Origin of the sequence: Sphingopyxis sp. J-6, assembly GCF_046603995.1 — a bacterium.
Taxonomy (GTDB): Bacteria; Pseudomonadota; Alphaproteobacteria; order Sphingomonadales; family Sphingomonadaceae; genus Sphingopyxis.
In genome coordinates, this window is record NZ_CP145810.1 from 3167871 (window position 1) to 3193021 (window position 25151).

15 protein-coding genes are annotated in these 25151 nt (G+C 67.8%); 7 read left to right on the plus strand and 8 right to left on the minus strand.

The features are described from left to right. Window positions 1–91: 91 nt before the first annotated feature. From V6U71_RS15290 to V6U71_RS15310, 5 genes are all read right to left on the minus strand, one after another. Window positions 92–1780 carry a M56 family metallopeptidase gene (locus tag V6U71_RS15290; protein ID WP_411339258.1) on the minus strand — a complete coding sequence of 563 codons (1689 nt, stop codon included), beginning with the start codon at window positions 1778–1780 and terminating at the stop codon, window positions 92–94. Further along, window positions 1777–2145, minus strand: coding sequence for a BlaI/MecI/CopY family transcriptional regulator (locus V6U71_RS15295; RefSeq protein WP_411339259.1), 369 nt, complete (start codon window positions 2143–2145; stop codon window positions 1777–1779). The genes V6U71_RS15290 and V6U71_RS15295 overlap by 4 nt, the downstream gene beginning before the upstream one ends. A gap of 360 nt (window positions 2146–2505) precedes the next feature. Continuing rightward, entirely contained in the window at window positions 2506–3831 is a 1326-nt protein-coding gene (locus V6U71_RS15300) for a L,D-transpeptidase family protein (RefSeq protein ID WP_411339260.1), read from the minus strand. Beyond that, window positions 3831–4085, minus strand: a complete 255-nt coding sequence (locus tag V6U71_RS15305) for a hypothetical protein (RefSeq protein WP_054730523.1) — start codon at window positions 4083–4085, stop codon at window positions 3831–3833. The genes V6U71_RS15300 and V6U71_RS15305 overlap by 1 nt, the downstream gene beginning before the upstream one ends. 157 nt (window positions 4086–4242) lie before the next feature. Continuing rightward, on the minus strand, window positions 4243–4683 hold the full coding sequence (locus V6U71_RS15310) for an RrF2 family transcriptional regulator (RefSeq protein ID WP_411339261.1): 441 nt from the start codon (window positions 4681–4683) through the stop codon (window positions 4243–4245). Window positions 4684–4817: 134 nt separating this feature from the next. On the opposite strand from V6U71_RS15310, the gene V6U71_RS15315 reads away from it, so the two are divergent. Beyond that, window positions 4818–5186: a group III truncated hemoglobin gene (locus V6U71_RS15315; protein ID WP_411342362.1), complete on the plus strand. Its 369-nt coding sequence runs from the start codon at window positions 4818–4820 to the stop codon at window positions 5184–5186. Window positions 5187–5231: 45 nt separating this feature from the next. After that, the gene (locus tag V6U71_RS15320; RefSeq protein ID WP_054730533.1) at window positions 5232–5681 is read left to right on the plus strand and encodes a globin domain-containing protein; all 450 of its coding nucleotides are present in this window, start codon (window positions 5232–5234) and stop codon (window positions 5679–5681) included. 203 nt (window positions 5682–5884) lie between these two features. Here V6U71_RS15320 and grxD read toward each other — a convergent pair whose 3' ends face one another. From grxD to V6U71_RS15335, 3 genes are read right to left on the minus strand one after another with little or no spacing between them, the layout of a single operon-like run. Next, on the minus strand, window positions 5885–6217 hold the full coding sequence (gene grxD / locus V6U71_RS15325; RefSeq protein ID WP_054586938.1) for a Grx4 family monothiol glutaredoxin: 333 nt from the start codon (window positions 6215–6217) through the stop codon (window positions 5885–5887). A 50-nt stretch (window positions 6218–6267) separates the two neighbouring features. Further along, window positions 6268–6501, minus strand: coding sequence for a BolA/IbaG family iron-sulfur metabolism protein (locus V6U71_RS15330; protein WP_054586937.1), 234 nt, complete (start codon window positions 6499–6501; stop codon window positions 6268–6270). Between the two features lie 4 nt (window positions 6502–6505). Beyond that, window positions 6506–6832, minus strand: a complete 327-nt coding sequence (locus V6U71_RS15335; RefSeq protein WP_054730536.1) for a DUF1476 domain-containing protein — start codon at window positions 6830–6832, stop codon at window positions 6506–6508. A gap of 213 nt (window positions 6833–7045) precedes the next feature. Between V6U71_RS15335 and V6U71_RS15340 the strand changes: the two genes are divergently transcribed. From V6U71_RS15340 to V6U71_RS15360, 5 genes are all read left to right on the plus strand, one after another. After that, window positions 7046–10147: a CHAT domain-containing protein gene (locus V6U71_RS15340; protein WP_411339262.1), complete on the plus strand. Its 3102-nt coding sequence runs from the start codon at window positions 7046–7048 to the stop codon at window positions 10145–10147. A 4-nt stretch (window positions 10148–10151) separates the two neighbouring features. Beyond that, window positions 10152–12239 carry a CHASE2 domain-containing protein gene (locus tag V6U71_RS15345; protein ID WP_411339263.1) on the plus strand — a complete coding sequence of 696 codons (2088 nt, stop codon included), beginning with the start codon at window positions 10152–10154 and terminating at the stop codon, window positions 12237–12239. Beyond that, window positions 12226–12987, plus strand: a complete 762-nt coding sequence (locus V6U71_RS15350) for a hypothetical protein (protein ID WP_411339264.1) — start codon at window positions 12226–12228, stop codon at window positions 12985–12987. Before V6U71_RS15345 ends, V6U71_RS15350 begins: the two co-directional genes overlap by 14 nt. A 175-nt stretch (window positions 12988–13162) precedes the next feature. Then, a complete protein-coding gene (locus V6U71_RS15355) occupies window positions 13163–14971 on the plus strand; it encodes a ShlB/FhaC/HecB family hemolysin secretion/activation protein (RefSeq protein ID WP_411339265.1) in 1809 nt (602 codons plus the stop codon). A 28-nt stretch (window positions 14972–14999) separates the two neighbouring features. Beyond that, a complete protein-coding gene (locus V6U71_RS15360; protein WP_411339266.1) occupies window positions 15000–25109 on the plus strand; it encodes a hypothetical protein in 10110 nt (3369 codons plus the stop codon). Window positions 25110–25151 lie beyond the last annotated feature (42 nt).

The following is a 25151-nucleotide window of genomic DNA, read 5'->3' on the forward strand; positions in this document are numbered from 1 at the left end:
ACGGGAGAAGCGAGTGGACGCGCCACTCTCTTCCCCCGCCCCTGCCGCCGACCTCACCGGGGACGAAGGTCGGCGTCGAAACTCCGGAAATTCAGTCGCCCGATTTTTCCGTTTCGGCGATCGCCTTGTCCAGATCGGCCGCCACCTTGGCGCGCATCGTGTCGGACATTGCTCCGTCGTTTTGGCGGAGATTGTCGCGCGCCTTCTTCAGCGCCGAAAGCCGCGCGGCCTTGCCGCCGGGCCCATCGGCGCAGGCGATCATCACGAAACGGCTGCGCTTGCCGCCGTCGTTTTCCTCGCGGTCGACTGCCGGCGGGGCGCTGCCGTCGCCGCAGCGGGCGATCGCCATCGCCTGCCCGCGCACCGGCGCCCATCCGGCGGCAGGCATCGGCGGCATGGGTGGCATCGGGGGGAGCGGCGCCAGTGCGGTGCGGAAGCGCGCCTTGCGCTTCGCCTCCAGCTTGTCGGCGATCGCTTCGGCGCGGGTTCCGGTGATGCCCTGTTCCCTCAGCGTCGCGATGACATCGTCGCGCGACAGGCCGCCCGGCATCGCGAATTCCAGATGACGGACGCCCGTCGCGCCCCTGTCGCCGGTGCTGCCGCTGTCGTCGCCGCCTTCGCGGATCGTGATGCGCCGTACCTCCCGCTTCGAACCGTCGTCGGACGTCCAGACCTGTTCGGTCACGCCGTCCTTGCCCGAGGTGACGAGCATCACCCCGTGCGGCGCATCGGGCGCCGCCGGGGCCTCAGGCGGCAACGGCGCGTCGGGCGGCAGCGGAGCTGCGGGCGGTGGCGGCGGGGCCGGAGGTTCGGGCATGTCGGCGGGCTGCACGCTCGCGCTCGCGATCCCGGCAGGGACGAGGGTCGCCGTCGTTGCAAGGATGCCGAGCGCCACGCCGCCGACGAGCAGCCGTCCCGCGAGACCGCGCCGTTTCGAGATATCCTGTCGCATCAACATCGTTAGCCTCTCCTGCAGATTGTCGTGCACCGCCATCGGCGCGGCCAACGACAGCCGCGCGCCCACCGCCGCCTTGGCAATCGCCGTGGCATAGCGGGCAGTGCGCACATCGCGCGGCGCCGTGTCCGCCATCGTCAGCACCCGGGCGTCGCACGCCGCTTCCTGATCGAAGCGGAAAGCGCGGAGCGCGCGCCAGGCGAAGGGATTGAACCATTGCGCCGCGAGCAGCAGCAGCGCGGCGGCATTCGCCCACAGATCGCCGTGGCGGTGGTGCGTCAGTTCATGGTCGATGGCGAGGGCGCGTTCCTCGGCGGCATAGCGCGCGAAGAAATCGCGCGGGACCGCGACATAAGGACGGAGCAGGCCGAAAGCGACCGGGCCGTCGACCGCCTCGCTCATGACCAGCCGGACCTTGCCGACCGCTTCGAGTTCGACCCCGCCGCGCAGCACCGCGGCCCGAAAACGATGGTGCGCCAACAACGCGCTGGCGAGCACCGCAATCGCCCCCGCCGCCCATAGGGCGAACAGCAGCGGCGCGGCATCGGCCACCGACCAGACTGGTGCATCGGCGGCCGAAACGACCGTCGTCACCGGCGCGACCGTGGCAAGCAGCGCAGCATCGACCGGCACCGTCACCACAGGATCCGCGAACGGCAGCGGCGGCAGGATCAGGCGCAGCGCCGGCACCAGCCACAGCGCATAGGTCAGCCGCGGACCGAAATGGCGCGCGAAGGGTTTGCGGACGACCAGCACCGCCAGCACGAGGATGGCGGTGGCGAGCATCGTGTCGCCCCAAGCCTGCATCAGCACCGCGGCGCTCATGACCTGAGCTTCCGGAGCAGCGCCTCGATTTCGGCGATATCGGTGTCGGTCAGCGCCTCGCGCTCGGCGAGATGCGCGATCATCGGACTGACCCGCCCCCCGAACAGCCGGTCGACGAAGCGCTGCGATTCCTCGCCCACCGCCTCGGCGCGTTCGACCGCGGGGCGATAGAGATAACGCCGGCCGTCGGCCTCGGCGGTGACGGCGCCTTTCTGGACCAGCCGCGCGAGCAGCGTCTTGACCGTCGCCTGCGTCCAGCCATTGGCCTTGCCGATGCGCGTGGTGAGTTCGGCGGCGGTCTGCGGGTTATCGTCCCACAGCGCCGACAGCACCTGCATTTCCGATTCGCTTGCCCGTTCCGCCATATCGAAAACCCCTCCGTCCGGCGTCGCCTTGCAACGCGACTACAAATGTAGTCAATTGCCTGAACGGCAGATGAATGATAGCGCGATCGAAGGTGTCGGAATATTTGACAAGCCGGAACGGCGGTAAGCTTTTGCTAACCAGCGTCTCCTGCCGGAATCCGTGTCCGCGCGAAACTGGCACGGCAATTGTATGGTATGAGATGTTCCCGAGTGTTCCGCTCAAGCGAGCGGCGGGGGACATCGGTCTGGTCCCTGATGTCCCCTGCCCTCACCGGGAAATCCCCACTTACCCCCGAAGCAGACGGGGGGCGGAGCGGCCGAAAGGCCCCGCCCCCCGGAAGCTCTGCAACGATGCGCGCCCTATCCGTCGCGGCCGTAGACGTCGTTGCGGAAGGCGACGCCGCGTTCGGTGGCAACGGCGGTGATATAGGTGAGGTAGACGGGCACCTGCACCGGCAACGCCACGGCCTGTTCGGGGGCCTTCGACCTGGTGCGGATCGACCGCTGCATCAGCCACTGACCAAGCTCGGCGGCATTTTCCAGCCGGATGCAGCCGTTGCTGAAATGGCGGTCGGGTTTCGCGAGCAGGTCGCGCGCCGGTGTATCGTGCAGGTAGATGCCCTCCTTGTTCGGGAAGAGGAATTTCACCTTGCCCATCGAATTGGCACCGCCCGGCAGTTCGCGCAGCCGCAGCACCTGCGACCCCGATGCCACCGCGTGCCAGTCGATTTCGGATTGGGACAGCTTGCGCGGATTGGGCCCCCAGTCCGACAGCGCCTCCATCCGCAGCGAAGCGAGGCTGCGCCCCGCAAGCACCTTCGGCGCGATGCTCTTTTCGGCGAGATAGTCGGGGACGTTCCAATAGGGATTGAGGATCGCCCATTGCAGCTTGCCGGCGAGCATCGGCGTCTGCGTCTCGGGCGCCCCGACGACCACCTTCATCGTCCCCGCGCGCTTGCCGTCGCCATAATACCAGAGCTGCCCCGACGAGGCATCGACGACGACATGGTGGACCCACGGCCCCGGCAGGACGCGCGCGCGGTCGAGGTTCAGGCGCAGACGCGCCATCTCGGCCTTCGACGCCCCCTGTTTCTGCGCATGGCCGACGAGGCGGCGGAGGCGGACATAATGTTCGCTCATCCAGCCCATGTCGTCGACATAGGCGGCGAAGGATTTGGGAAAGGCGGCGGCACGCAGCACAGTCAGCGTGTCAGGGCGCTTCGGTTTCAGCGTCTTGTCGGCATAGGTCATCTTCGCCTTGCCGGAACCGCGCTGGTCGCGGACATAACGCGCGAAGGCGTCGGACAGCGCGAGTTCGGCATCGGCAAGCGCCTGCGGATTGCCGGTTCTGGCCCGCGCGACCAGCGCGCGCAGCTCATCGACGTCGTAGGAGGAGGGCTTGAGGCCGTCGAGGCCGGCCGAGTCGAGATAGGTGATCAGCGTCGCCGCCTGCGGTCCCACCCCGCCCGACCCGACCCACAGCGGCTTGAAGCCACGTTCGGCGTAAAAGCGCCGGAGATCGCCGCCGGCTTCCGCACGCATCGCATCGAGGACGGCAGCCGAAACCGGAGCCGCGCGGAGGGCCCTAGGCGCGGCGATCGCGGGCGGTTGCAAGCCGGCGCCAAGCGCCAGCGCGATGAGGAACAGGGGAACGCGGCGGCGCCGCGTTCCCCGGCCATGCGGCATCAGCCGCGTTCTCCGAGACGGGTCGGGGCAGGCGGCGGCGGGGGCGGCATCATCGGCGCGTTCGGATGATAGATGCCGTCGGCGGTGTAATAACCGTCGATAATCCCATCGCCGTCACGATCGGCGGCGACGCTGCCGGGGACGGCGCCGGGCGGCGGAGGCGGCGCGGCAGCGACCTCCTCCTTCTGCGAGCAGGCCCCGAGCGCCATCGCTGCGGCGGCGGTCACGGTCAGGACAAGAGGTTTGAAACGCATAGAGACCACTCCTTTTTTGGGCGCACAGAACTGCGTTCGCGCGCAAGAGCCCAACCCGGAGAAAGGTGCCTATGTTGCGCCGAGGCGTTATCGGGCGCGGTCAAAGGTGCTTTTTGAACGATAGTTCGTGCAACCTTGCCGCTTGTGCCGGCGCACTTCAAGCGGCGGTAGCGCTGTCCTCGATGCCGAACAGCGCCGCAAATGCCTGCCGCTTTTGCAGCAGATCGGCGAGACTATAGCCGTCGAGTACCCGCATGAAGGCCGCGAGCGCTTCGGCGAGCGCGCCCGTCAGGCCGCATGCGGGCGCGATGATGCAGCTTCCGCAATCGACCAGATCGAAGCCTTCCTCGGTATGGCGAACCACCGCCCCGACATTGATCTTCGCCGCCGGCCGCGCAAGGCGAACGCCGCCGAACCGACCGCGCACGCTTTCCAGATAGCCGGCGTTCACCAGGTCGTTGACGACCTTCATCAAATGGTTCTGCGAAATGCCGTAGGCGCGCGAAATCTCCGAGATCGGGCTCAGCCGCTCGCTGTCCTGCGCGCCCACATAGAGGAGCACGCGCATCGCATAGTCGGTGTAGCGCGTCAGGCGCATCGCAATCCTCGGAAAATCGAGCTTCGATCAGATAATATGCATTTTTGTTGCATGTTTCAAACGGTGCGAATACATGCGCATCAAATACATGATTGGAGCGAGTCGTGGAACAGGATGACCAGATCGATGAAGCGATGCTCGAGCGCCTGATTCCGCGCTTTTACGAGCGCGTGCGCGCCGATGCCGAAATCGGCCCGTTGTTCGACGCGGCGGTCCATGACTGGCCCGGCCATCTCGACAAGCTCGTCGCCTTCTGGTCGTCGGTGATGCTGACCAGCGGGCGCTACAAGGGCAATCCCGTCGCCGAGCACCTGAAGCACAAGGCGCAGATCACCCCCGCGATGTTCGACCGCTGGCTCGCGATCTGGACCGCGACGACCGGCGAACTGGTGGCGCCCGCAGCGGCCGCGGCCCTGCAGGCAAAAGCGGCGCGTATCGCCGAAAGCCTGCAACTCGCCCTCTTCTTCCGCCTCAACGACCCGTTGGGCCGCAAGGCGGGCTGACCGCCCGCAACCCGTCTCCCCTCCCTGAAACAGAAGGATAATGCCATGCGTACCGCGTCCGCCCATGCCATGGAAATCGTCAAGGCCACCGCACCGGCGCTCGAAAAGCACGGCCTTGCGATCACCACCGCCATGTATGCGCGCTTGTTCCGGAATGCCGAGATCGAGGCGATGTTCGACCGCGCCGCGCAGGCGAACGGCGAGCAGCCGAAACGGCTCGCGGCGGCGATCCTTGCCTATGCGAAGAATATCGACAAGCTGCAGAACCTCGGTCCCGCGGTATCGCGCATGGTCGCGCGCCATGTCGAAACGGGGGTGAAGCCCGAACATTATCCCCATGTCGCCAACGCGCTGCTGCCCGCGATCCGCGACGTGCTGGGCGAAGCGGTCGCGACCGACGAGGTGCTCGCGGCGTGGGGCGAGGCCTATTGGATGCTCGCCGACATCCTGATCGCCGCCGAGGCACAGGCGTATGAGGATGCCGAAGCGGCCTGATGGCTTTCCGCCCGGTCTCGGTCGTTTCCGCCATCGTCACCCCGGACTTGATCCGGGGTCCATGACTTGGGCGCCGCAGTGGATCCCGGATCAAGTCCGGGATGACGAAAATGGGTGGAGCTACGTCCGCTCCCCCAAAGCCGACAAACAAAAGGCCCGCCAGCGCGTGCGCCAGCGGGCCTCGATGTCCGCCGGTCGGCCGCTTATTCGGCGCGCGCCGGGATATCCTGGACCAGCGTGTGGAGTTCGCCGGCTTCCCACATTTCCATCATGATGTCGGACCCGCCGACGAATTCGCCCTTTACATAAAGCTGCGGGATCGTCGGCCAGTCCGAAAATTCCTTGATCCCCTGCCGGATTTCCATGTCCTGCAGCACATCGACGCTGTCATATTCGACGCCGAGGCGGTCGAGCATCGCGATCGCGCGCGAGGAAAAACCGCATTGCGGGAACAGCGGCGTGCCCTTCATGAACAGCAGGACGGGATGATCGGCAACCAGCTTGGCGATGCGGTCGTGGGTCGTGGGGTCGGTCATGTCGTGTCTCCGGTCCGGCGCGCGAAACTGCGCCGCAAAAATCATGCCCCCTATGAAGGAACGGCGGTCGTCAATTGCAAGGCATGAAGTTCGCCGCCCATGCGTCCGCCGAGCGCGGCATAGACCGCCTTGTGCTGCGCGACGCGGGACATGCCGCGGAACGATTCGCTGACGACATGCGCGGCATAATGGTCGTTGTCGCCCGCGAGATCGCGGATCGTCACCTCGGCATCGGGGAACGCCGCCGCGATCATTGCCCGCAGATCATCCTCGCGCATGCCCATGATATCAGCCCTGGCTGTCCATGAACTGGCGCCGTGCCTCGGCGGTCTTGTCATTGAGCACGCTGCGAATCTCGGCATCGCTGATCTCGACACTGGCCGCGGTCAGGTCGCCCGCGAGCTTGCGGATGACGTCCTCGTCGCCCGCTTCCTCGAAATCGGCCTGGACCACCGCCTTGGCATAGGCGTCGGTTTCCTCGGGGGTCAGCCCCATCCGCTCGGCCGCCCATTCGCCGACGAGCCGGTTGCGACGCGCGGTAATGCGGAACTGCACTTCCTGGTCGCGGGCGAATTTCGTTTCGAAAGCCCGTTCACGATCGTCGAATGCGCTCATCTTGTCCTCTTTGCAAAAAATCTGCCGGTCCGTTGCAGATAGGTTGCGCGCCCCGGCGAAGCAAGCCGCCTGTGCCGCAGATCACTTCCCTTTTTGATGCGAAGGGGTTAGGGTCCGCCGCACACGGGAATGGGTCGCACCGCAGCGTTGAAAGACTGCGCCTTGCCGTAATGCACCGGCGGGCGCCCAGGCTTGTGTTTGGGGGATTGCGTAATGACGGCTCGACGCCCGGCTCTTCGGCCGTACTTTCTGGCGGCGCTGGCGATGCTGGCGACCACCTCGACCGGTGCCGCACAGGCACAGGGCGGCGATCCCACGCTTCGCGACAGTTTTTCGATCGGCGATCAGGGCGGCTCGCTGTGCGAAGTGCAGTCGACGGTGCGCGACAGCGTGATCAAGGGCATGTTCGACCGCGCATGGATGATCGTCTGCCGCGATGCGAGCCAGCCGGTCGGTTATGTCCGCATGCTGCGTTCGCCCCCCGGCGAAGCGCTGGCACAGATCGAGGCAGGCCGCGTGGGGACGATCGTCTGCGCCGCCAGCGGCGCCTGCGCGGTCAAGGGCAGCGACGTCGCATGGCAAACGCGCGTCGAGGCCGACGGTAACACCAGCTACAGCGTCGAGGGATTCGCCGCCTATGGCGATGCGCTGAACCTTGCGCTCCAGTCGGTGCGCGAGCGCCGGGTCGTACCGGGGGTGATCAAGGTGGCGACGACCTCGGTCGGCGGCAACGACGGCTTCGCCCGCACCCTCGCTGGCACGATCGACGTCGACCGGGCGCTGGCCGAGGGATATCGCCGCAACCACAGCGGCGATTATGCCGAGGCGGCCGAATTTTTCGAGGCGCTGTCGCGCCGCGCGATCGAGGAACAGGCCGCCGCCGACCTCGACCCCACCGAATTCACGCTCAACCGCGCGCTCCAGAAATCGAATCTCGGCGAATTTGCCGAGGCCGAACGGCTGTTCGGCGAGGTCGAGGCGATCCCGACCAGCGACGCGGTACAGCTTCGCCTGCGCCGCAATTTCCGGGCGATCCACGCGTTGAACCAGCGCGATTACGACGGCGCCGCGGCGCTGCTGCAGGCGCCGATCCCGCCGCTCGCCAACGCGGTGAGCGTCAACGGCGATGCGGTCACGCTGACGCCCGAGATCGTCGCCGGGGTCAACAGCGGCGCGAACGCCCGCGCTATCCGCCAGACCTCCGACCGCGAACGGCTGACGCCTGCGGAACGCGCGCAGATCATCGACGCACAGGCGGTCCACCTGCTCGGCACCGTCGAACGGCTGCGCGGCAATCCGGCGGCGGCGAAGGCGGCGCAGATCAAGGGGCTCGCCGATGCGATTGCCGTCCGCGAAGGACGCGTCACCTCGATCGTCCGCTTGCGGTCGCAGATGCTCGGCGAACTCGCGCTTGCCGAAGAGGCGGAGGGCGATATCGCCGGCGCCGATGCGCGCTTCCTCGAATCGATCAACGCGCTGGCGGTCGAATATCCGGAAACCAACGCGCTCGCTTCGGCGCGCGCGCGCTATGCCGCCTTCCTGACCCGCCACGGACAGGACGACAAGGCGCTGGGCATTTACCGCGAGGTCGTCGCGGCGCTTGCGGGATCGCAGCGTTCGACCACCGGCATGGCGAATATGATGGCGCCCTATTACCGCTTGCTCGCGGCGCGCAGCGCGACCGACCCGGCGGCGATCGGCGATTTCTTCGTCGCCAGCCAGTTGCAGGTGCGCCCCGGCGTCGCCGACACGCAAGCGGTGCTCGCCCGCGAACTGTCGGCGGGCAGCAGCGAGGGATCGCGGCTTTTCCGCCAGGCGACGACGCTGAACCGCGACATCGAACGCGCGCGGATCGAAGACGCGCGGCTCGCGCAGATGCCGGTCACCCCCGAAATCAACGCCCTGCGCGCCGACCTCAAGACCCAGCTCGACAATCTCGGCTTCCAGCAGGCCGAGACGGTCGTGGCCCTCTCCGCCTTCCCGCAATATCGCGTCGTTGCGCCGGGCAAGCTCGACCTTCCCGAACTGCAGCAGGTGCTGCGCCCCGACGAAGCCTATCTCAAGATGCTCGTCGTCGGCGACGCGGTCTATGCGATGCTGATCGAACAGGGCGGCGCGCAGCTCTGGCGATCGGACATCGGCGCGGGCGACCTGGAGACCGCGGTCGACACGATCCGCGCGTCGATTTCGGTGGTCGAGAACGGCCGCCGCGTCACCTATCCGTTCGACGCCGCCGCGGCGCGCAAGCTCTACACCGGGTTGTTCGGCCCCGCCGCGGAGCGCCTGCCGGCCATCGCCCACCTGATCTTCGAACCCGACGGCGCGATGCTGCGCCTGCCGATCAACCTGCTGGTCACCGCCGACACCGGGCTGGCCGATTACGAACGGCGGCTTGCCGATCCCGAGGCCGATGCCTTCGACATGCGCCAGATCGCGTGGCTCGGCCGCTCGACGCGCCCGAGCACCGCCGTCTCGGCGCTCGCCTTTCGCAACGCGCGCCAGTCGGCGCCATCGGCGGCGGCGAACCAATATTTCGGGCTCGGCCAGAACCTGCCCGTCGCCGGCACGCTGCCTTCGCTCGGCTCGCGCGGCGCCGCGGGCGGCACTGATGCCGATTGCCAATGGGACATCGCGCAGTGGAGCCGGCCGATCTCGGCCGACGAACTCGTCACGGCGCGCAGCGCGATGGGCCGCGATTCCGCGACGCTGCTGACCGGCGGCGCCTTTACCGATACGGCGGTCAAGGCGCGCGCCGACCTCGCCGATTACCGGATCATCCATTTCGCGACCCACGGCCTCGTGACCGCGCCGCGCGCCGCCTGCCCAGCGCGGCCCGCACTGGTCACCTCGTTCGGCGACAGCAGCTCGGACGGGCTTTTGACCTTCCAGGAAATCTACGACCTCAAGATCGATGCCGACCTCGTCATCCTGTCGGCCTGCGACACGGCGGGCGCCGCCTCGGTCAGCGCGACGCGCGAGGCCGGCGTCGCAAGCGGCGGCGGTAACGCGCTCGACGGGCTGGTGCGCAGCTTCATCGGCGCCGGCGGCCGCTCGGTCATCGCGAGCCACTGGCCCGCGCCCGACGATTTCGACGCGACCAAGCGGCTGATCGGCGGCCTGTTCGGGACCCAGCGCGGGACCAGCGTCGCCGACGCGATGTGGGCGACGCAAGCGCGGCTGATGAACGAGAAGCAGACCTCGCATCCCTATTATTGGGCCGGTTTCGCGATCATCGGCGACGGCGGCCAGCCGCTGCTCCACGATACGGCGAAGACGGCGCAGCAGGGGGAGGCAGCCGGCCGCGCGGCCCGCTGAGACCATGGCGACGAGCAAAGCGATCGAACCCGCGCCCGAAATCGCGGCGCCGGCCGACCGGCCGGCGGCGGTGCCGCTGCGCAAGCGTGTCCGTCAGCTCGCGCGGCAGCTCGGGCCGGCGCGGATGGTGGTACTGTTGCTGTTGCTGCTCGCCGCCGTGGCGATCGCCCGGCTGAGCTGGCAGATGCCGCTGATCAATGCCCCCGAGCGCGCCCTCTACGACGCGCGTGCGACCGCGATGGCGCCGCATGTCGGACAGGACAAGCGCATCGTCATGATCACCTATAATGACGAGACATTGTTCAACACGGGCATCCGCTCGCCGCTCGACCGGACCTTGCTCGCCAACGCGCTCGGCAATCTCGACCAGATGGGCGCAAAGGCGATCGGCATCGATATATTGTTCGATTCGCCGCGCCCCGACGACGACCTGTTGAAAACGCAGCTCCGCGCGATGAAGACGCCGACCTGGCTCGCCTATGTCGAGCAGGAGAGCAACCCCAACACCATCTTCTATGAACAGCAGAAGTTCCTCGAGGCGTGGCACGCCGATGTACGGACGGCGAAGACACGGCCGACGAGCGTGTTGTTCCGCACCGACGACGACAGCGTGATCCGCAAATGGCCCGACCGGCCGAAGAAGCTGCCGCCGCTGATGGCCAATGCGCTCGCCCCGGTCGACGCGGCGCACGCAAATTATCAGGGCAATATCCGCTATCTCCTCCCGGCCCGCGCTGCCGAAGGGCAGGAGGAACCGGTGTTCGCGAACATCCCGATCGACGCCTTTGCGGTGCCGATGGACGCCGAAACGCGCGCCGGTTTCGCCGATCTGGTCAAGGACCGCTATGTCCTGATCGGCGGCGACATCATCGATACCGATCAGTTCAACACCCCGCTCAGCCGCTTCATCAATCCGCTGACCGGCCAGCACGAAACGATGATCGGGCTGGAGGTGCACGCCCTGATGCTCGCGCAGCAGCTCGATGGAGCGTGGGCGACGCCGCTGTCGTCGCCGATGCTGTGGGCGCTCGCCATCCTCGTCGTACTGGCCGGCGGGCTGACCAGCCTGATCGACATGCGGCCGCGCTGGGTCATCCTCGCCTTCATCGCGCAAATGGCCTTTTTCATCGTCGTGCCTTTCTGGTTGCAGCGGCAGGGCATCGACACCACCACCCTCCCCGCCTTCGGCTGGGCGCTCGGCTGGCTGTTCGGCTATGCTGCGGTCGGCACAGCGGCGCGCACCGTCGGGTCGCGCCAGCGCGCCTTTGCGCAATCGGCGCTCGGCAAATATCTGCCCGCCGACGTCGCGGCGCAGATCATGCGCGACCCCGACCAATTGTCGCTGCACGGCGAACGGCGCAACATCTTCTGCATTTTTACCGACCTCGAAGGCTTCACCAAATTGAGTCACGCGACGACGCCGGAAACGGTCGCGCGCCTGCTCAACGCCTATCTCGACCGCCTGTCGGACATCGTGCTCGACCATGGCGGCACGATCGACAAGTTCGTCGGCGACGCGATCGTCGCCTTCTGGGGCGCGCCGCTCAGCCGTCCCGACGACGGGACACGCGCCGCCGCCGCAGCGCTCGCCATGTATGAAGCAGGCGAGCAGTTCCGTATCGATCTCGCCGAAGGCGTGCCACCGCTGGGAATGACCCGCGTCGGTCTTCACGTCGGCGACGCGATCGTCGGCAACTTCGGCGGCGAAGGGCGCATCCAGTACACCGCGCTCGGCGACAGCATGAACACCGCCTCGCGGCTCGAGGCCGCGAATAAGAGCCTGAGGACGGGGGTGCTGATTTCGGCCGAGGCCGCGGCACGGTCGGGCCGCGACGATCTGGTGCCGATGGGGCGCGTCACGCTGCGCGGCCGCGCCCAGCCGGTCGACACCTTTACCCCGCGCCCCGACCTGTCGCCCGAACGCCGCGCGCGCATCGCCGCGCTTGTCGCCGCGCACGCCGCGGGCGATAAGGACGCTTATGTGACCTGCGCCACAGCATTGGCGAAAGAAGAGGATCAGGATGCATCCGTCCTGTTCCTGATCGAACGCCTGGACGAGACCGAAAAAGGAGAAAGCTATGCCCTTTCCTGACCTGCCGATGCGCCGCCTGGGGATGGCCGCCGCCGCGATCATGGCGGTCGCGGTTGCCGGCACCGCTGCCGCCCAGTCGATGGTCGTCCGCTCGACCGGTCCGTCGGCGAGCAAATATCCGACCGGGACGAAATTGAAGTCGACCGACAAGGTGACGCTCGTCAACGGCGACAAGGTCGTGCTGATGCAGGCGGGGAAGACCCGCACGCTGTCGGGTCCCGGCACCTTCGGCGCGACCGGCACCGTGCAGGTCAGCCAGTCGATGGGAACGACGGTGACGCGGATGATCGCCAAGAGCCCGACGATGCGCTCGCGCGGCGGGGCGACGCGCAGCGACATTGTCGCGGTCCCGACCGATATTCGTGCGCCGAACCTCTGGTATCTCGACTATCGCGAAGGCGGCACTTTCTGCGTCGCCGACCCCGCGACCCTGCTGCTGTGGCGTCCGACCATGGATACCGAAGAGCTGCTGACCATCGAGCAGGCGGGCAAGATCGAAAAGGTCGCGCTCGTCAACGGCGCCAATTTCCGCAAATGGCCGACCGACGTCATGCCCGTCCAATATGGCGTTGAATATCGCCTGTCGGGCGCGGGTCTGCCGACGCCGGTGCGGGTGCGCTTTGCGCAGGTGGACAGCGTTCCCGACACCGTCGAGGGATCGGTCGACATGCTGGTCGCCAAGGGCTGCTCGCCGCAACTCAACCGGCTGGTCGACGCGATGTCCGAATCGGAAACCGCAGGGGGCTGAGCCATCGTGCCCATTGAACGGACGGGGGGCATCTGATACCAGTCGAACAAGCCGCCGGGTTGAGCGGTAAGTCCTTTCCTTGGGTCGATAAATTCGCGCTGCCGCCTGTTCGGCAGGGCATCTGAATTGGCACGTCGCGAGCGATCGCGCGGGCGTTCGTACACAAGGGGTGGTGATGGGGTATCTGGGGGATCACGCGAAGGCCGGCAGCGGGCGATTGAAGGCCGTCCTGTCCGGTTCGGCGGCGCTGGCGGCCGTAGTTGTTCCCGGCGCAGCGCTGGCGCAGGCGACGCCGCAAATCCCGACGCGCGAGGAGATTCAGCAGCCGGTCCTGCCCCCCGCCGTGCCTCCCGGCGAACAGATCGTCACTGCCGACGACAGTATCGAGCGCGCGCCCTGCCCGCTCGCCAATCCCGAATTTTCGAACGTCCGCATCACGCTCCGCAGCGTGCAATTCTCCACCGTCGACGGGATCGACCCGGCGATGCTCGACGCAAGCTGGTCCGATCGCGTCGGGCAGGAAGTGCCGGTTGCCGTCGTGTGCGACATTCGCGACCGCGCGGCGACGATGCTGCGCGCACGCGGCTATCTCGCCGCGGTCCGCGTGCCGCCGCAGACGATCGACGACGGCATTGTCCGCCTCGACATTCTCGCCGCACGCATGACGCGCATCGAGGTGCGCGGCGATGCCGGCGCCAACGAGGGGCTGCTCCAGCGTTACCTGTCGCGGCTCGACGACCAGCCGGTGTTCAACATCGTCGATGCCGAACGCTATCTGCTGCTCGCGCGCGACATTCCCGGAATGGACGCGCGGTTGACGCTGCGCCCCGGCATCGCGCCCGGCGAAGTGGTCGGCGAGGTCACGGTGGCGCGAACGCCGGTTATGTTCGACGCCAATATCCAGAATTTCGGGTCGCACGACGTCGGCCGCTGGGGCGGCGTCGCCCGCGTCCGTTTTGCCGGGCTGACCGGCATGGGCGACCTGACCACCGCGAGCTTCTATGCCAGCGGCGATCCCAAGGAACAGAAGGTGCTGCAGCTCGCGCACGAGTTCCGGGTCGGCGGCGACGGGCTCCGCTTCGGCGCCAATTACACTTATGCCTGGACCCGCCCCGACATCGCCGGCTTGCCGATCAAGTCGAACACGCAGATCGTCAGCCTGTTCGCCGCCTATCCGCTCATCCTGACGCAGGCGCGGCGGCTGACCCTCGCCGGCGGGATCGACATCATCGACCAGGACATCGGCCTCGGCCCCGTCCCGATCAACCGCGACCGGCTGCGCGTCCTCAACCTGCGCGCCGACGCGGGCTGGATCGACGCCGCCTCGATCGCCGGCCGCAACGGGTACAGCCCCGCCGAGCCGCGGTTTTCCTTCGCCACGTCGGTCGAAGCGCGGCAGGGGCTGAATGCACTCGGCGCGAGCAAGGATTGCGGCCCGACCGGCGCTGCCTGTTTCCTGCCCGGCCGCGTGCCGCTGACCCGTATCGAGGGCAAGCCCGACGCTTTCCTCGTCCGCGCCAATGCGAACGCCGAATGGCGGCCGACGAAATTGTTCACGCTGGCCGCGGCGCCGCGCGCGCAATGGGCGAGCGATCCGCTCCTCTCCTACGAGGAATTTTCAGGCGGCAATTTCACCGTCGGACGCGGGTTCGACCCCGGCACGATCATCGGCGACAGCGGCGTCGGGATCGCACTCGAGGCGCGTTACGGTTCGTTCGTTCCCGCCAATACCAAAAGCTTCGCATTCCAACCCTTCGCCTTTTTCGACGCCGGCTGGGTCTGGAACAAGGATCGCGCCTTCGCAGGCCTCAATCCGCAGAAACTCTATTCGGCCGGCGGCGGTGTGCGGGTCGCCTATGGCGCTCTCGCGCGCGTCGATGTGACCCTCGCGGTGCCGCTCAATCGGGCCGGTTTCCTGACCGAACGGCCCGACCCGCGCTTGCTGGTTTCGCTGACGACCCAATTCGGCGTGCGGGCGCGCTGACGTGAATTTTGCATCGAGGATGACTGCCATGCGTGCCATCTCCACCCCGTCGCCGGTCCGCCCTGACAGGAAGCGCCTGCTCGAAAGCTGCGCCATCGCGGCCAGCCTGATCGCCCTCGCGCACGGCGGACCGACCGCCGCGCAGGTCGCGGGATCGGGGACGATCACCACGCTGCCTTCGGGCACCACCAACAGCACCGGCACGAACCCGTCGACGGTCAGTGTGAACGGATCGCAAAGTATCATCAACTGGACGCCGTCGAACACGCCGGTCGATGGTGTGATCGATTTTCTGCCGTCGGGGAATTCGCTCACCTTCATCGGCGACACGGCAGGCTATATCGTCCTCAACCGTTTCGTCTCGGTATCCGGTACGTCGATCACCGATCAGATTGCGCTTAACGGGACGGTCAACAGCTTTGTCGCTAGCCCCGGCCTGTCGGGCGGCAACATCTGGTTCTATAACGCCGGCGGCATATTGATCGGCAATGGCGCGGCGATCAACGTCGGCAGCCTTCTACTGACCGCCAACGCAATCGATACGACGGACGGCCTGCTCGGCCCCGGCGGCGAAATCCGCTTCCGCGGTCTCGCGAGCACGTCGACGGTCGAGATCGCGCAGGGCGCGACGATCAACGCCCTCAACACTGGCAATCCAGGCGGCAACTATGTCGCGCTGGTCGCCCCGCGCATCGTTCAGCGCGGCACCGTCCGCACCGACGGTTCGACCGCCTATGTCGCCGCCGAACAAGCCGACATCAGCATCAACAACGGCCTGTTCGACATCAACGTCACCGTCGGCGCCGCCGATGGCGATGTCATCGACCACAGCGGCGTGACGGCGGGCCCGGCGCACCAGCAAGGCGATACCGACCAGAGCCGCATCTATATGGTCGCGATTCCCAAGAACGACGCGGTGACGATGCTGGTCTCGGGCCAGATCGGCTACGACGACGCCCTCTCGGCGCAGGTCGACCCCGACGGCGCGGTGCGCCTGTCGGCGGGCTATAATATCGTCGACGGCGAAATCGCCGCGGCGCCCGTCGCGACCGGCACGGGCAATATCACCGTCAACGACACGCTGTTCCGCAGCGACGTCGTCGCGCACGCCAACGGCGCCTTTGTCGGCCGGCCGCTGAGCGAAATCCCGCCGCCGATCCTCGATACCCCCGACGTTGCCCATGTCGGCCGCATCTCGGTGCAGGGCAACGCCACCTTCATCGGCGACGCGAGCACGACGATCACCGTCGACGCGAACCGTTTCGTCGGCGCGACGGGGGATCTGATCATCCAATCGGGCGGCACCAACGGCGTGCCGGGGGTGACGACCGTGACGGTCAATGGCGGCCAACTGGGCGCCAGCAACAATCTGTTGATCCTTGCCAATGGCGCGGTCGACGCCGCCACCGGCGACAGCAGCGGCGGCACCGCCAGCCTGACCGTGTCGAACGGGGGCACCGCCGCCGCAGTCGGCACGCTGGCCATTGCGGCCAATGGCGTGGCCGGCCGCGATCCGTCGGGCGCCGGAGGCGACGGCGCCGGCGGCAATGCCTCGCTCACCGTGACCGGAACGAATCTCGCGACCGGCACCGCCAGTCAGGCTTTCGGCAACAATATATCCGTCGAGGCGAACGGCGTCGGCGCGTTCAGACCTGGCCCCGCGGACTCCTTCTTTACCGCTGGCGATCAAGGCGGGAACGGCACCGGCGGAACCGCAACGATCAGTGTGCAGAACGGCGGCGCATTGACCGCAACGGACGGACCGGTTGCCGTCAGCGCGAACGGTTTCGGCGAAGTCGGCAATATCCAGTCGGGCACTGGCACCGGTGGGACGACACGGATCGAGGTTGCTGGCGCAAATAGCACCTTCGACGCACTGTCGACGGCGATCAGCGCGACCGGCGCAGGCGGCGGCAGCTATTTCCAGATCGATTTCGGGATAGTCCAGTCGCAGAACGGCGGCGACGGCCGCGGCGGATCGGCGACGCTGAGCATTTCCGGCGATGCGTCGACCACGGTCGATCTCGGCGACACCAGCCTAAATGTCAGCGCCAACGGCGGCGGCGCAGAGAGCACCGGTAATATTGCAGGCGGCGACGCGTTCGGCGGCACCGCGACGGTCGAGGCGAGTGGGCTCGTTGCGGTCACCTTCCCCACGCTCATGGTGAATGCCGACGCCCGCAGCGGCAGAGCTTCGTCGCCGAGCTCGCCGACCACGCGGACGGGCGATGCGACGGGCGGAACGATCAATATCACCGCCGATAACGGTGCGGCTCTGAACATCGATTCAAACCTGCAGCTGTCCGCCGCAGGATCGGTCGCGTTCGGCGAAAACCTGGGCAGCGGCCGTGGCGGCAACGTCACGGTTTCGGCCGAGGATGCAGGCGCGATCGACGTCGCCGGCGGCGTGGTGGTCGACGCATCGGGCGGCGGCTTCGGCAACGTCATCGCCGCAAGCGCCGGCAGCGGCACCGGCGGCAATGTAAATCTGCTGGCCGCGCGCGGCGGCACGCTGACGGCGGCGCAATATGACGTGAACGCGAGCGCCCGGACCGCGAATGTCTCCGGTGCGAACGGCGCGGCGCAAGGCGGTTTCGTCAATGTCGAGGCGACCGCCGGCGGGCAGATTGCGGGGACCGACATCAGCCTTGGCACCAGTATCGATGCCAGCGCGCTGGGCGGGATCAGCGCCGACGGATCGGTCGGCGGCGGCGGCACAATCCAGCTCACCGCCGGCGGCGGCAGCATTGCCCTGGGTGCCACGACGTCGCTGCTGGCCAGCGGCGTGTCGGGTGGCGCCACGAATCCGGCCAGCAGCACGACCGGCAACGGCGGCATCATCCAGATTCAGCTGCTAGCCGATCCCACGGCACCGGGCTCGATGACGTTCGACACGCTACAGGCCAGTGCCGACGGCAGGACCGCCGTCGATGTCGAGGCCGCACCGGGCCTGGCGGAAAGCACGGGCGACGGTCAGGGCGGCACCATGACGATCAGCGTCGCACAAGGGACCTTCAGCGCCAGCTCGATCAACGTGACCGCCGACGGCTATGGCGGCGGCGTCGGTTCGGCGAGCGGTATCGGCCGCGGTGGCGCGGCGAGCTATGTCCAGACCGGCGGCGACGCAACGGTCGGCGACATGTCGGTCAGCGCCAATGGCTTCGGCGGCTTCGCCCCCGACGTGTCGGGTCAGGGCCTTGGCGGCAATGCGACCATCGACCTGCTTGGCGGGACGCTGACCGGCGCCGATATCATCGCTTCCGCGGTTGCCGTCGGCGGCGACGGCGCCACAGGCAATGACTTCGACCCCGCCGGCCCCGTGCCCAGCGGTGACGGCGGCGACGGCCAGGGCGGCACCGCGACGATCAACATCGATGGCACAACCGTCGATGCCAGCATCCTCGCCGCCTACGCGACCGGAACCGGCGGAACGGGCGGCATATTTGCAGCTTCATCGTTCGGCGATCCGCCGGGCAACGGCGGCGCCGGCGGCAACGGCACGGGCGGCACGGCGACGATCAACGTCACCACGGGCACGGTAACGACCAGCAGCATCCTTGCCGATGCCGCCGGTATCGGCGGCGAAGGCGGCAATGTCTTTGCATCGAGCAGTTCGGGCGTCCCGGTCGGCACCGGCGTCGGCGGCAACGGCGGCGAGGGCCGCGGCGGCAACGCGACGATCGATTTCACCGACGCGGCGACGGTGACCGGCGACATCACCAGTTCGGCGGCGGGGATCGGCGGCAGCGGCGGCGGCGGCTTTTCGGGCGGCAACGGCGGCCTTGCCATCGGCGGGCTCGCGCAAGCGATCGTCACCGGTTTCGATGCGGGAACGCTGGACGTCACCGTCGATTCGAGCGCGGTCGGCGGCAACGGCGCCGACGGCAGCAATGGCACCGGCGGCCGCGGCGGCGACGCCCGCGGCGGGACGGCGCGCATCGAAGCGACAGGGGCCGGCGCCAGCGCGACGGTCGGTCAGGCCAATTTCGTCACCGACGGCGTGGGCGGCAACGGCGGCAATGGCGCGCTTCCTCTCGGTGCGACGCCCGCCGTCGCCCCGCGCGGCGGCGATGGCGGCACCGGCGAAGGCGGCGCGCTGGAAGTCGTCGCCAGCGGCGGCGCGACCGTCTTACTCGGCCCCGATACCAGCGGCACCGTGGCGCTCGGCAGTCGCGGCACCGGTGGCAACGCCGGCAACGGATCGGCGGCCGCCTTCCCCGACGGATCGCAGGGCGGCGACGGCGGCAACGGCGGCGGCGCGATCGGCGGCACCGTCCACCTGCTCGCGAGCGGCGGCACGATCACCTCGAACGGCGTCCCGGTGGATATCACCGTCGATGGGACCGCAGGCGTCAGCGGCAGCGGCGGCGCCGGGACCGGTACCGGCGCGGACGGCGCAGGCGGCAGCAGCAACGGCACGACGGGCGGCCGCGTCAGTTTCGAAGCTTTCAGCAATCCGGGCGAAGCCGGCCGGATCGCCCTGGGCGCCACGACGATCGCCGCGAACGGCGACAGCGCCGGGCGCATCGAGATGCGCGCCGAAGGCACGATCGCGATGGCGAGCCTCTCGGCCGAAGCGCTGGGCCTCGCCCCGCCGACCAATCTCGACACCGACACCGCCAGCACCGGCATCTTCATGAGCGTTTACGGCGATGCCGGCGCGATCACGACCACCGGCGCGATGTCGCTTAACACCGGCAGCTCGATCGGCGTCTATGCGCAGGCGGCCGGGACGGTTGCGGCGGGCGGCGACCTGACGATGCAGGCGGCCGACGAGATCGATATCCGCCACGATTTCCGCACCGGCACCGCACCGACCATCGCGGCGGGTGGCGCAATGTCGATCAACGCCGCGGTCAGCATCCGCGCCCAGACCGACAGCTTGCTCAGCGCCGGGACGTCGCTTCTGCTCAACGCCTTTGCCGCCAACGGCGGGATCAATGTCGACGGAATCGAAGCGGGCACGTCGACGCTCATCCTCTCGCAGAATGTCGCGCGCGTCGGTTCGTCGACCAGCGGCGACGACCTGACCATCAATTCGTTCCTCATCGACGTCGGCAGTGCCAACGCCGGTGACGATATCAGCATCATCGGCAACAATCTGACGCTCGGCACGCTGACCACCGATGGCAGCGGCCTCGACTCCGAAATCGACGGATCGAACATCTTCCTTCAGAGCGCCGCGGCGACGACGGTGACGCATGCCGAAGCCGATAATGATTTCACCGCCGTCGTCGGCAGTTTCCAGACCGGGCTCAACTCGATCATCACCGGCGGCGACATCATCGTCAACTCGCCGGGAGCCGTCGACCTTGGCAATTCGACCGCGGGCGGTTTCGTCTCGGTGAACGGCCAGTCGATCGCCTTCAATGCGATCGACGCCGGATCGACGGTCTTCCTAACGGCAACGGGCACCGTCCCCGGCGCCGCAGGCATCGGCGGCGTCTCGATCGATGCCGGCGACAATATCAGCCTGAATGCGACCGAGATCGGAATCACCGGCACGGTAGCCAGCGGCGGATCAATCGTCGCGAACGGCAGCGCCGGCGCGGTCGCGATCGGCACCGCCAATGCCAACGATACCATCTTCATCGAAGCGACCGGTGACATCAACGGCGCCTACAACGGCTTCCGGGGTGTCTCGCTGAACGCGGGCGGCGACGTCACCGGTTCGGCCAGCGCAACCGGCTTCGAAAGCTCGAGCAGCGGCACCCCGATCGCGGCCAGCGTGTTCGTCGATGCCGGCGGCAACGTCACCCTGACATCGGGCAATGCCGCAGGAATGTATGGCGTCAATGCCGGTGGCAGCGCGACGCTGACCGGCGTCAGCGCCGGCGAGGATTTGCTCGTCCGGGCCGGCACCACCGCGAACCTGACCAACCTGACTGCGGGCGACGACCTGACGGTGCAGGCACCCGGGACGATCACTGCGGCCGGCCTGCTCACCACCGGCACCGGCCCCGACAACCAGTCGATCGATTACAGCACCGGTTTCGACGTTGTCACCTCGTCCCCCGACGGGTCGAACATCGTTCTGATCTCGACCGGCGGCAATGTCGCCGCGAACAGCGCGAACGCCTTCGACAATCTGACCGTCAGCGCGGCGGGCACCTTATCCTCGACAGGACTGCTGCAATCGGGGCTGGCGACCAGCCTGACGGGCAACCTCGTCAATCTGACCGCGGTCACCGCGGGCACCGACATCGGCGTCAATTCGGCCAGCGCCGCATCGGCAACCGGCGCGCTCGCCGCCGGGCACGACGTAACGGTCGTTGCCGCGGCCAACGTCAATATCGCCGAACTCGATGCCGGCGACGACGTGAGTGTCGATGCGGGCGGCACCGCACGGATCGGCGCCGCCTACAGCTATGGCAGCGGGCTCGACAATGAAGGCAATGGCAGCAACATCGGCGTCACCGCCGGCGGCGCGCTGACCTTTACCGGTCTCGCCCAGTCGGCAGGCAATGTCACGCTGCAAGGTCTGTCGGTGACAGCCCAGACGATCGATGCCGTCGGCGACATCGCCGTCACGGCCACGTCGAGCAGCATCGTCGCGAACGGCGACATCAGCGGCTTCCGCGTCACCCTCGATGCCGCCGGAAATATCAGCCACGCGGCCGACAGCAGGATCGAAGCCGACTTCACGCTGCGGCTCGACGCCGACGGGAACATCAGGGTCGGCACGGCGTCGTCGGGCGACGACATGTTCCTGACGGCGGGCGGGACGATCACCGGCGGGGCACTCACGTCGGACCGGAACATCCTCCTTTTCGCCGACCAGGCGGTCAATCTGACGGGCGACGCCAACGCCGGGCTTGCGCTGCGCATCGAAGGTAGCGCGGTCGACCTTGGCGATATCGCGGTCGATGCCGCCGAACTCGGGATCACCGCGACGAGCGGCGGCGTCCAGTCCACCGGGGCGATCAACGCCAACGGCCCGGTCACGGTCGTCGGCGCGGGCGCGGTTTCCATGACCGGCGACATGATCACGCCCAGCGTGATCAACATCCGCGGCGCATCGGTCACGGTCGGGAACGTGACCGGCAGCGATTCGATCAGCCTGATCGCCAGCGACGGCGCGGTCAACTCGACGGGGACGCTCGACGCCGGGCGCAACATCTTCATCTCGACCACCGACGGCGGCAGCTTCAACCGCATGGTCGCGGGCGACGATATCGCCATCAACGGCAGTGGCGACATCGATATCGCCTTCATGGACGCGACGGGCGACAATCCCGACGGCGAGGAAATCGGCAGCAACGTCGGTATCAACCTCACCGGCAATGTCTTCGTCGCGCATGGCGAGGCGACGGACGACTATGTCGTCAACGCGACCAGCTTCCGGACCGGGCTCAACTCGATCATCGCCGGCGGCAATATCGACATCACGACCGCAGGTGCGTCCGATCTCGGCAATTCGACCGCGGGCGGATCAATCACTGTCGATGCGCAATCGATTGCGTTCAACACGCTCGATGCCGGGGCGACGATCAACCTCACCGCGAACGGCACCGCGGCGGGTGCCGAAGGGATCGACGGGGCGACGGTGATCGCGGGCAGCGACATCAACATGAACGGCAACAGCATCGCGATCACCGATTCGGTGACCGGCGCCGCCAATTTCTTCGCGATCGGCAGCGGCGGGGCGGTTGCGGTCGCCCGCGCCGATGTTACCGGCACCATCTCGATCTTTGCCAACGGCAATCTGACCGGGACCTATGTCGCGGGGAACAATATCTTCCTCGATTCGGCCGCCAATATCACCGCATCGGCGAATGCCAACGGCGGCAACCTGTTCGTCGACGCCGCGGGCAATGCGACGCTGACCGACAGCGGCGCGGCCGGCATGTTCGGCGTCAATGCCGGACAGGCGGTTTCGGTCACCGCCGGCACGGCGGGCGAAGATCTGCTCGTCGTCGCGGGGACGACCGCGAACCTGTCGGACGTGACCGCGGGCGACGACGTCACCGTGCGCGCCAACGGCGCGATCACCGCGCAGGACGTCCGCGCCACCGGCGCCGGGGCCGACAACCGCGCGCTGACCTATTCGACCACCAGCGGCTTCACGATCGCGTCGGGCGAAGGCACCTCGGCCACCGACGGCGCCGATATCGTCATGGCGTCGACCATCGGCGCGATCAACGCGGGCGGATTGTCGGCGGGCGACGATATCCTGCTCACCGCCGCGACGACGCTGGCGCTGAACGGCGCCACGACGCTGGGCCTCGGCTTCACCGGCGGCGACAGCAGCATCCGGACGCAGAGCGCCAGCGCGGCGCTCGGCGGCCTCGCCGCCGCGAGCGACGTCGTCGTCGATGCCAGCGGCGCGATCGCGGTCAACAGCCCCTCGACCGCCGGACGCGATGTGATCATCACCGCCGCCTCGGCCAATATTGCGACATTGACCAACCCCGCGGGCGACCCCGTCAACACGCTGACCGCCGGGCGAGACCTGTCGATCCAGACGGCGGGCACGATCGCGGGCGGAACGCTGCGCGCCGGGCGCGACCTGACGCTGTCGGCGGGGTCGACCATCGACATCGCGCGCGCCTCGACCGCAGCAGGCGGATTGCTGACACTCGACGCAGCCGCCGGCATCGCCGCCGCCTCACTGGGCAGCGGCGGCGCAACCCGACTGTCCAGCGCTGACGGGGCGATCCTGGTCGGCAACCTTGCTTCGGCGGGACCGGTCAGCGCCATCGGCGACAGCGTCGCGATCGACGGCGCGGGCAATCTGATCTTCAGCCAGCTTCAGGCGGCGGGCGGCAACGCCCGGGTCACCACCGGCGGCAATCTGTCCATCACTGCCGGAACGGTCTCCGGCGAAGCGCGGCTGTCCGCCGGCGGCAGCCTTGCCGTGACCCGCCTCGATGCCGGCGATGCAACGCTTGCATCGAACGGCACGATGACGCTCGGCAACGTAACCGCCGACGAAACCCTCGCGGCAACCGCACAGTCGCTGCTGACGGTGAACGGCACTGTGACGGGGCGGACGATGTCGCTCGCCTCTGCCGATATCGGGATCGGCGCTACCGGCCGCGTCGGCACCGGCGGCACGACCGAAAGCCTCGAGCTCAGCAATATCGACAATCGCGTGCAGACCTTCATCGGGGGCACCGGCACGCAGAACGGCTATCATATCGACAGCGACGAGTTGACGCGCGTTTACGGCACCGACATCCGCATCTTCGCGCCTGCGGTCGACCGGTCGGGCGGGCGCTTCATCGGCACCCTGCCGCCCGATGTGGTGATCGACGATTTCACGATGACCGCGGGGTCGTCGACCTCGAACCTCGGCACGAACGGATCGCTGACGATCGCCACGCCGGGGACGGCGCGCGTCGTCGGCGATGTCGCACTGACCGGCATGGGCGACAACAACGCCCTCAACATCTTCGCCGACCAGTCGCTCGAAATCATTCTGGGCGAGGCGTCGATCCGCCTTTCGGGGAGCAGCAGCGGCGCGCCCGCCGGGCGGTTGAACCTCGCCTCCGAAGACGTGATCGTCGCGACGCTCGCGGCGATCGACGATGTCGCGGCGGCCGGCAGCACCGACACGATCGAGGACCGGCTGGCACAGAACGACGGGATCACCAGCGACGAAGGCGCGCTCTTCGCGGGCGGCATCAATGTGGGGGTCAGCGGCGGCTTCTATGTCCAGAACAGCGGCGGCAGCGACTTCGGCGAACGCCGCGGCCTGACCTTCGGCGCACTCGGCCTAAACGTCGATACCGCGGGTACGGACACGCGGATCGTGATCAACGGCGTCCATCTCGGCCCGTCGGGACAGGTCACCGGGCTCGATACGATCCCTCTGCTGACGATCAACGGCATCGCGAGCGGGCAGGCACCGGCCACCTCGTTCGACCAGCGATCGCGGTTGAACGGCTGCCTGATCGCCAACACCGGCGCCTGCCTGACCGTGCCCGAGCCCGAATATCACAACAGTTTCCCGGTGCAGGATGTCATCGAGGAAGAGGTCGACGACGACGGCGACGACGGTATCACGCTGCCGCAATCGCTGATCACGATGCGCGACCTCGATCCGCTGACCGGCGAGCCGCTGCTCGACGATCCGGTGACCGGCGCGGGCAACGACGATCTGTGGACGCCGGCCACCGACACGCAGCAGCCCTGAGCCTTTCGGTTGACGGACCGCCTTGGCGCGAGGCATGGGCGA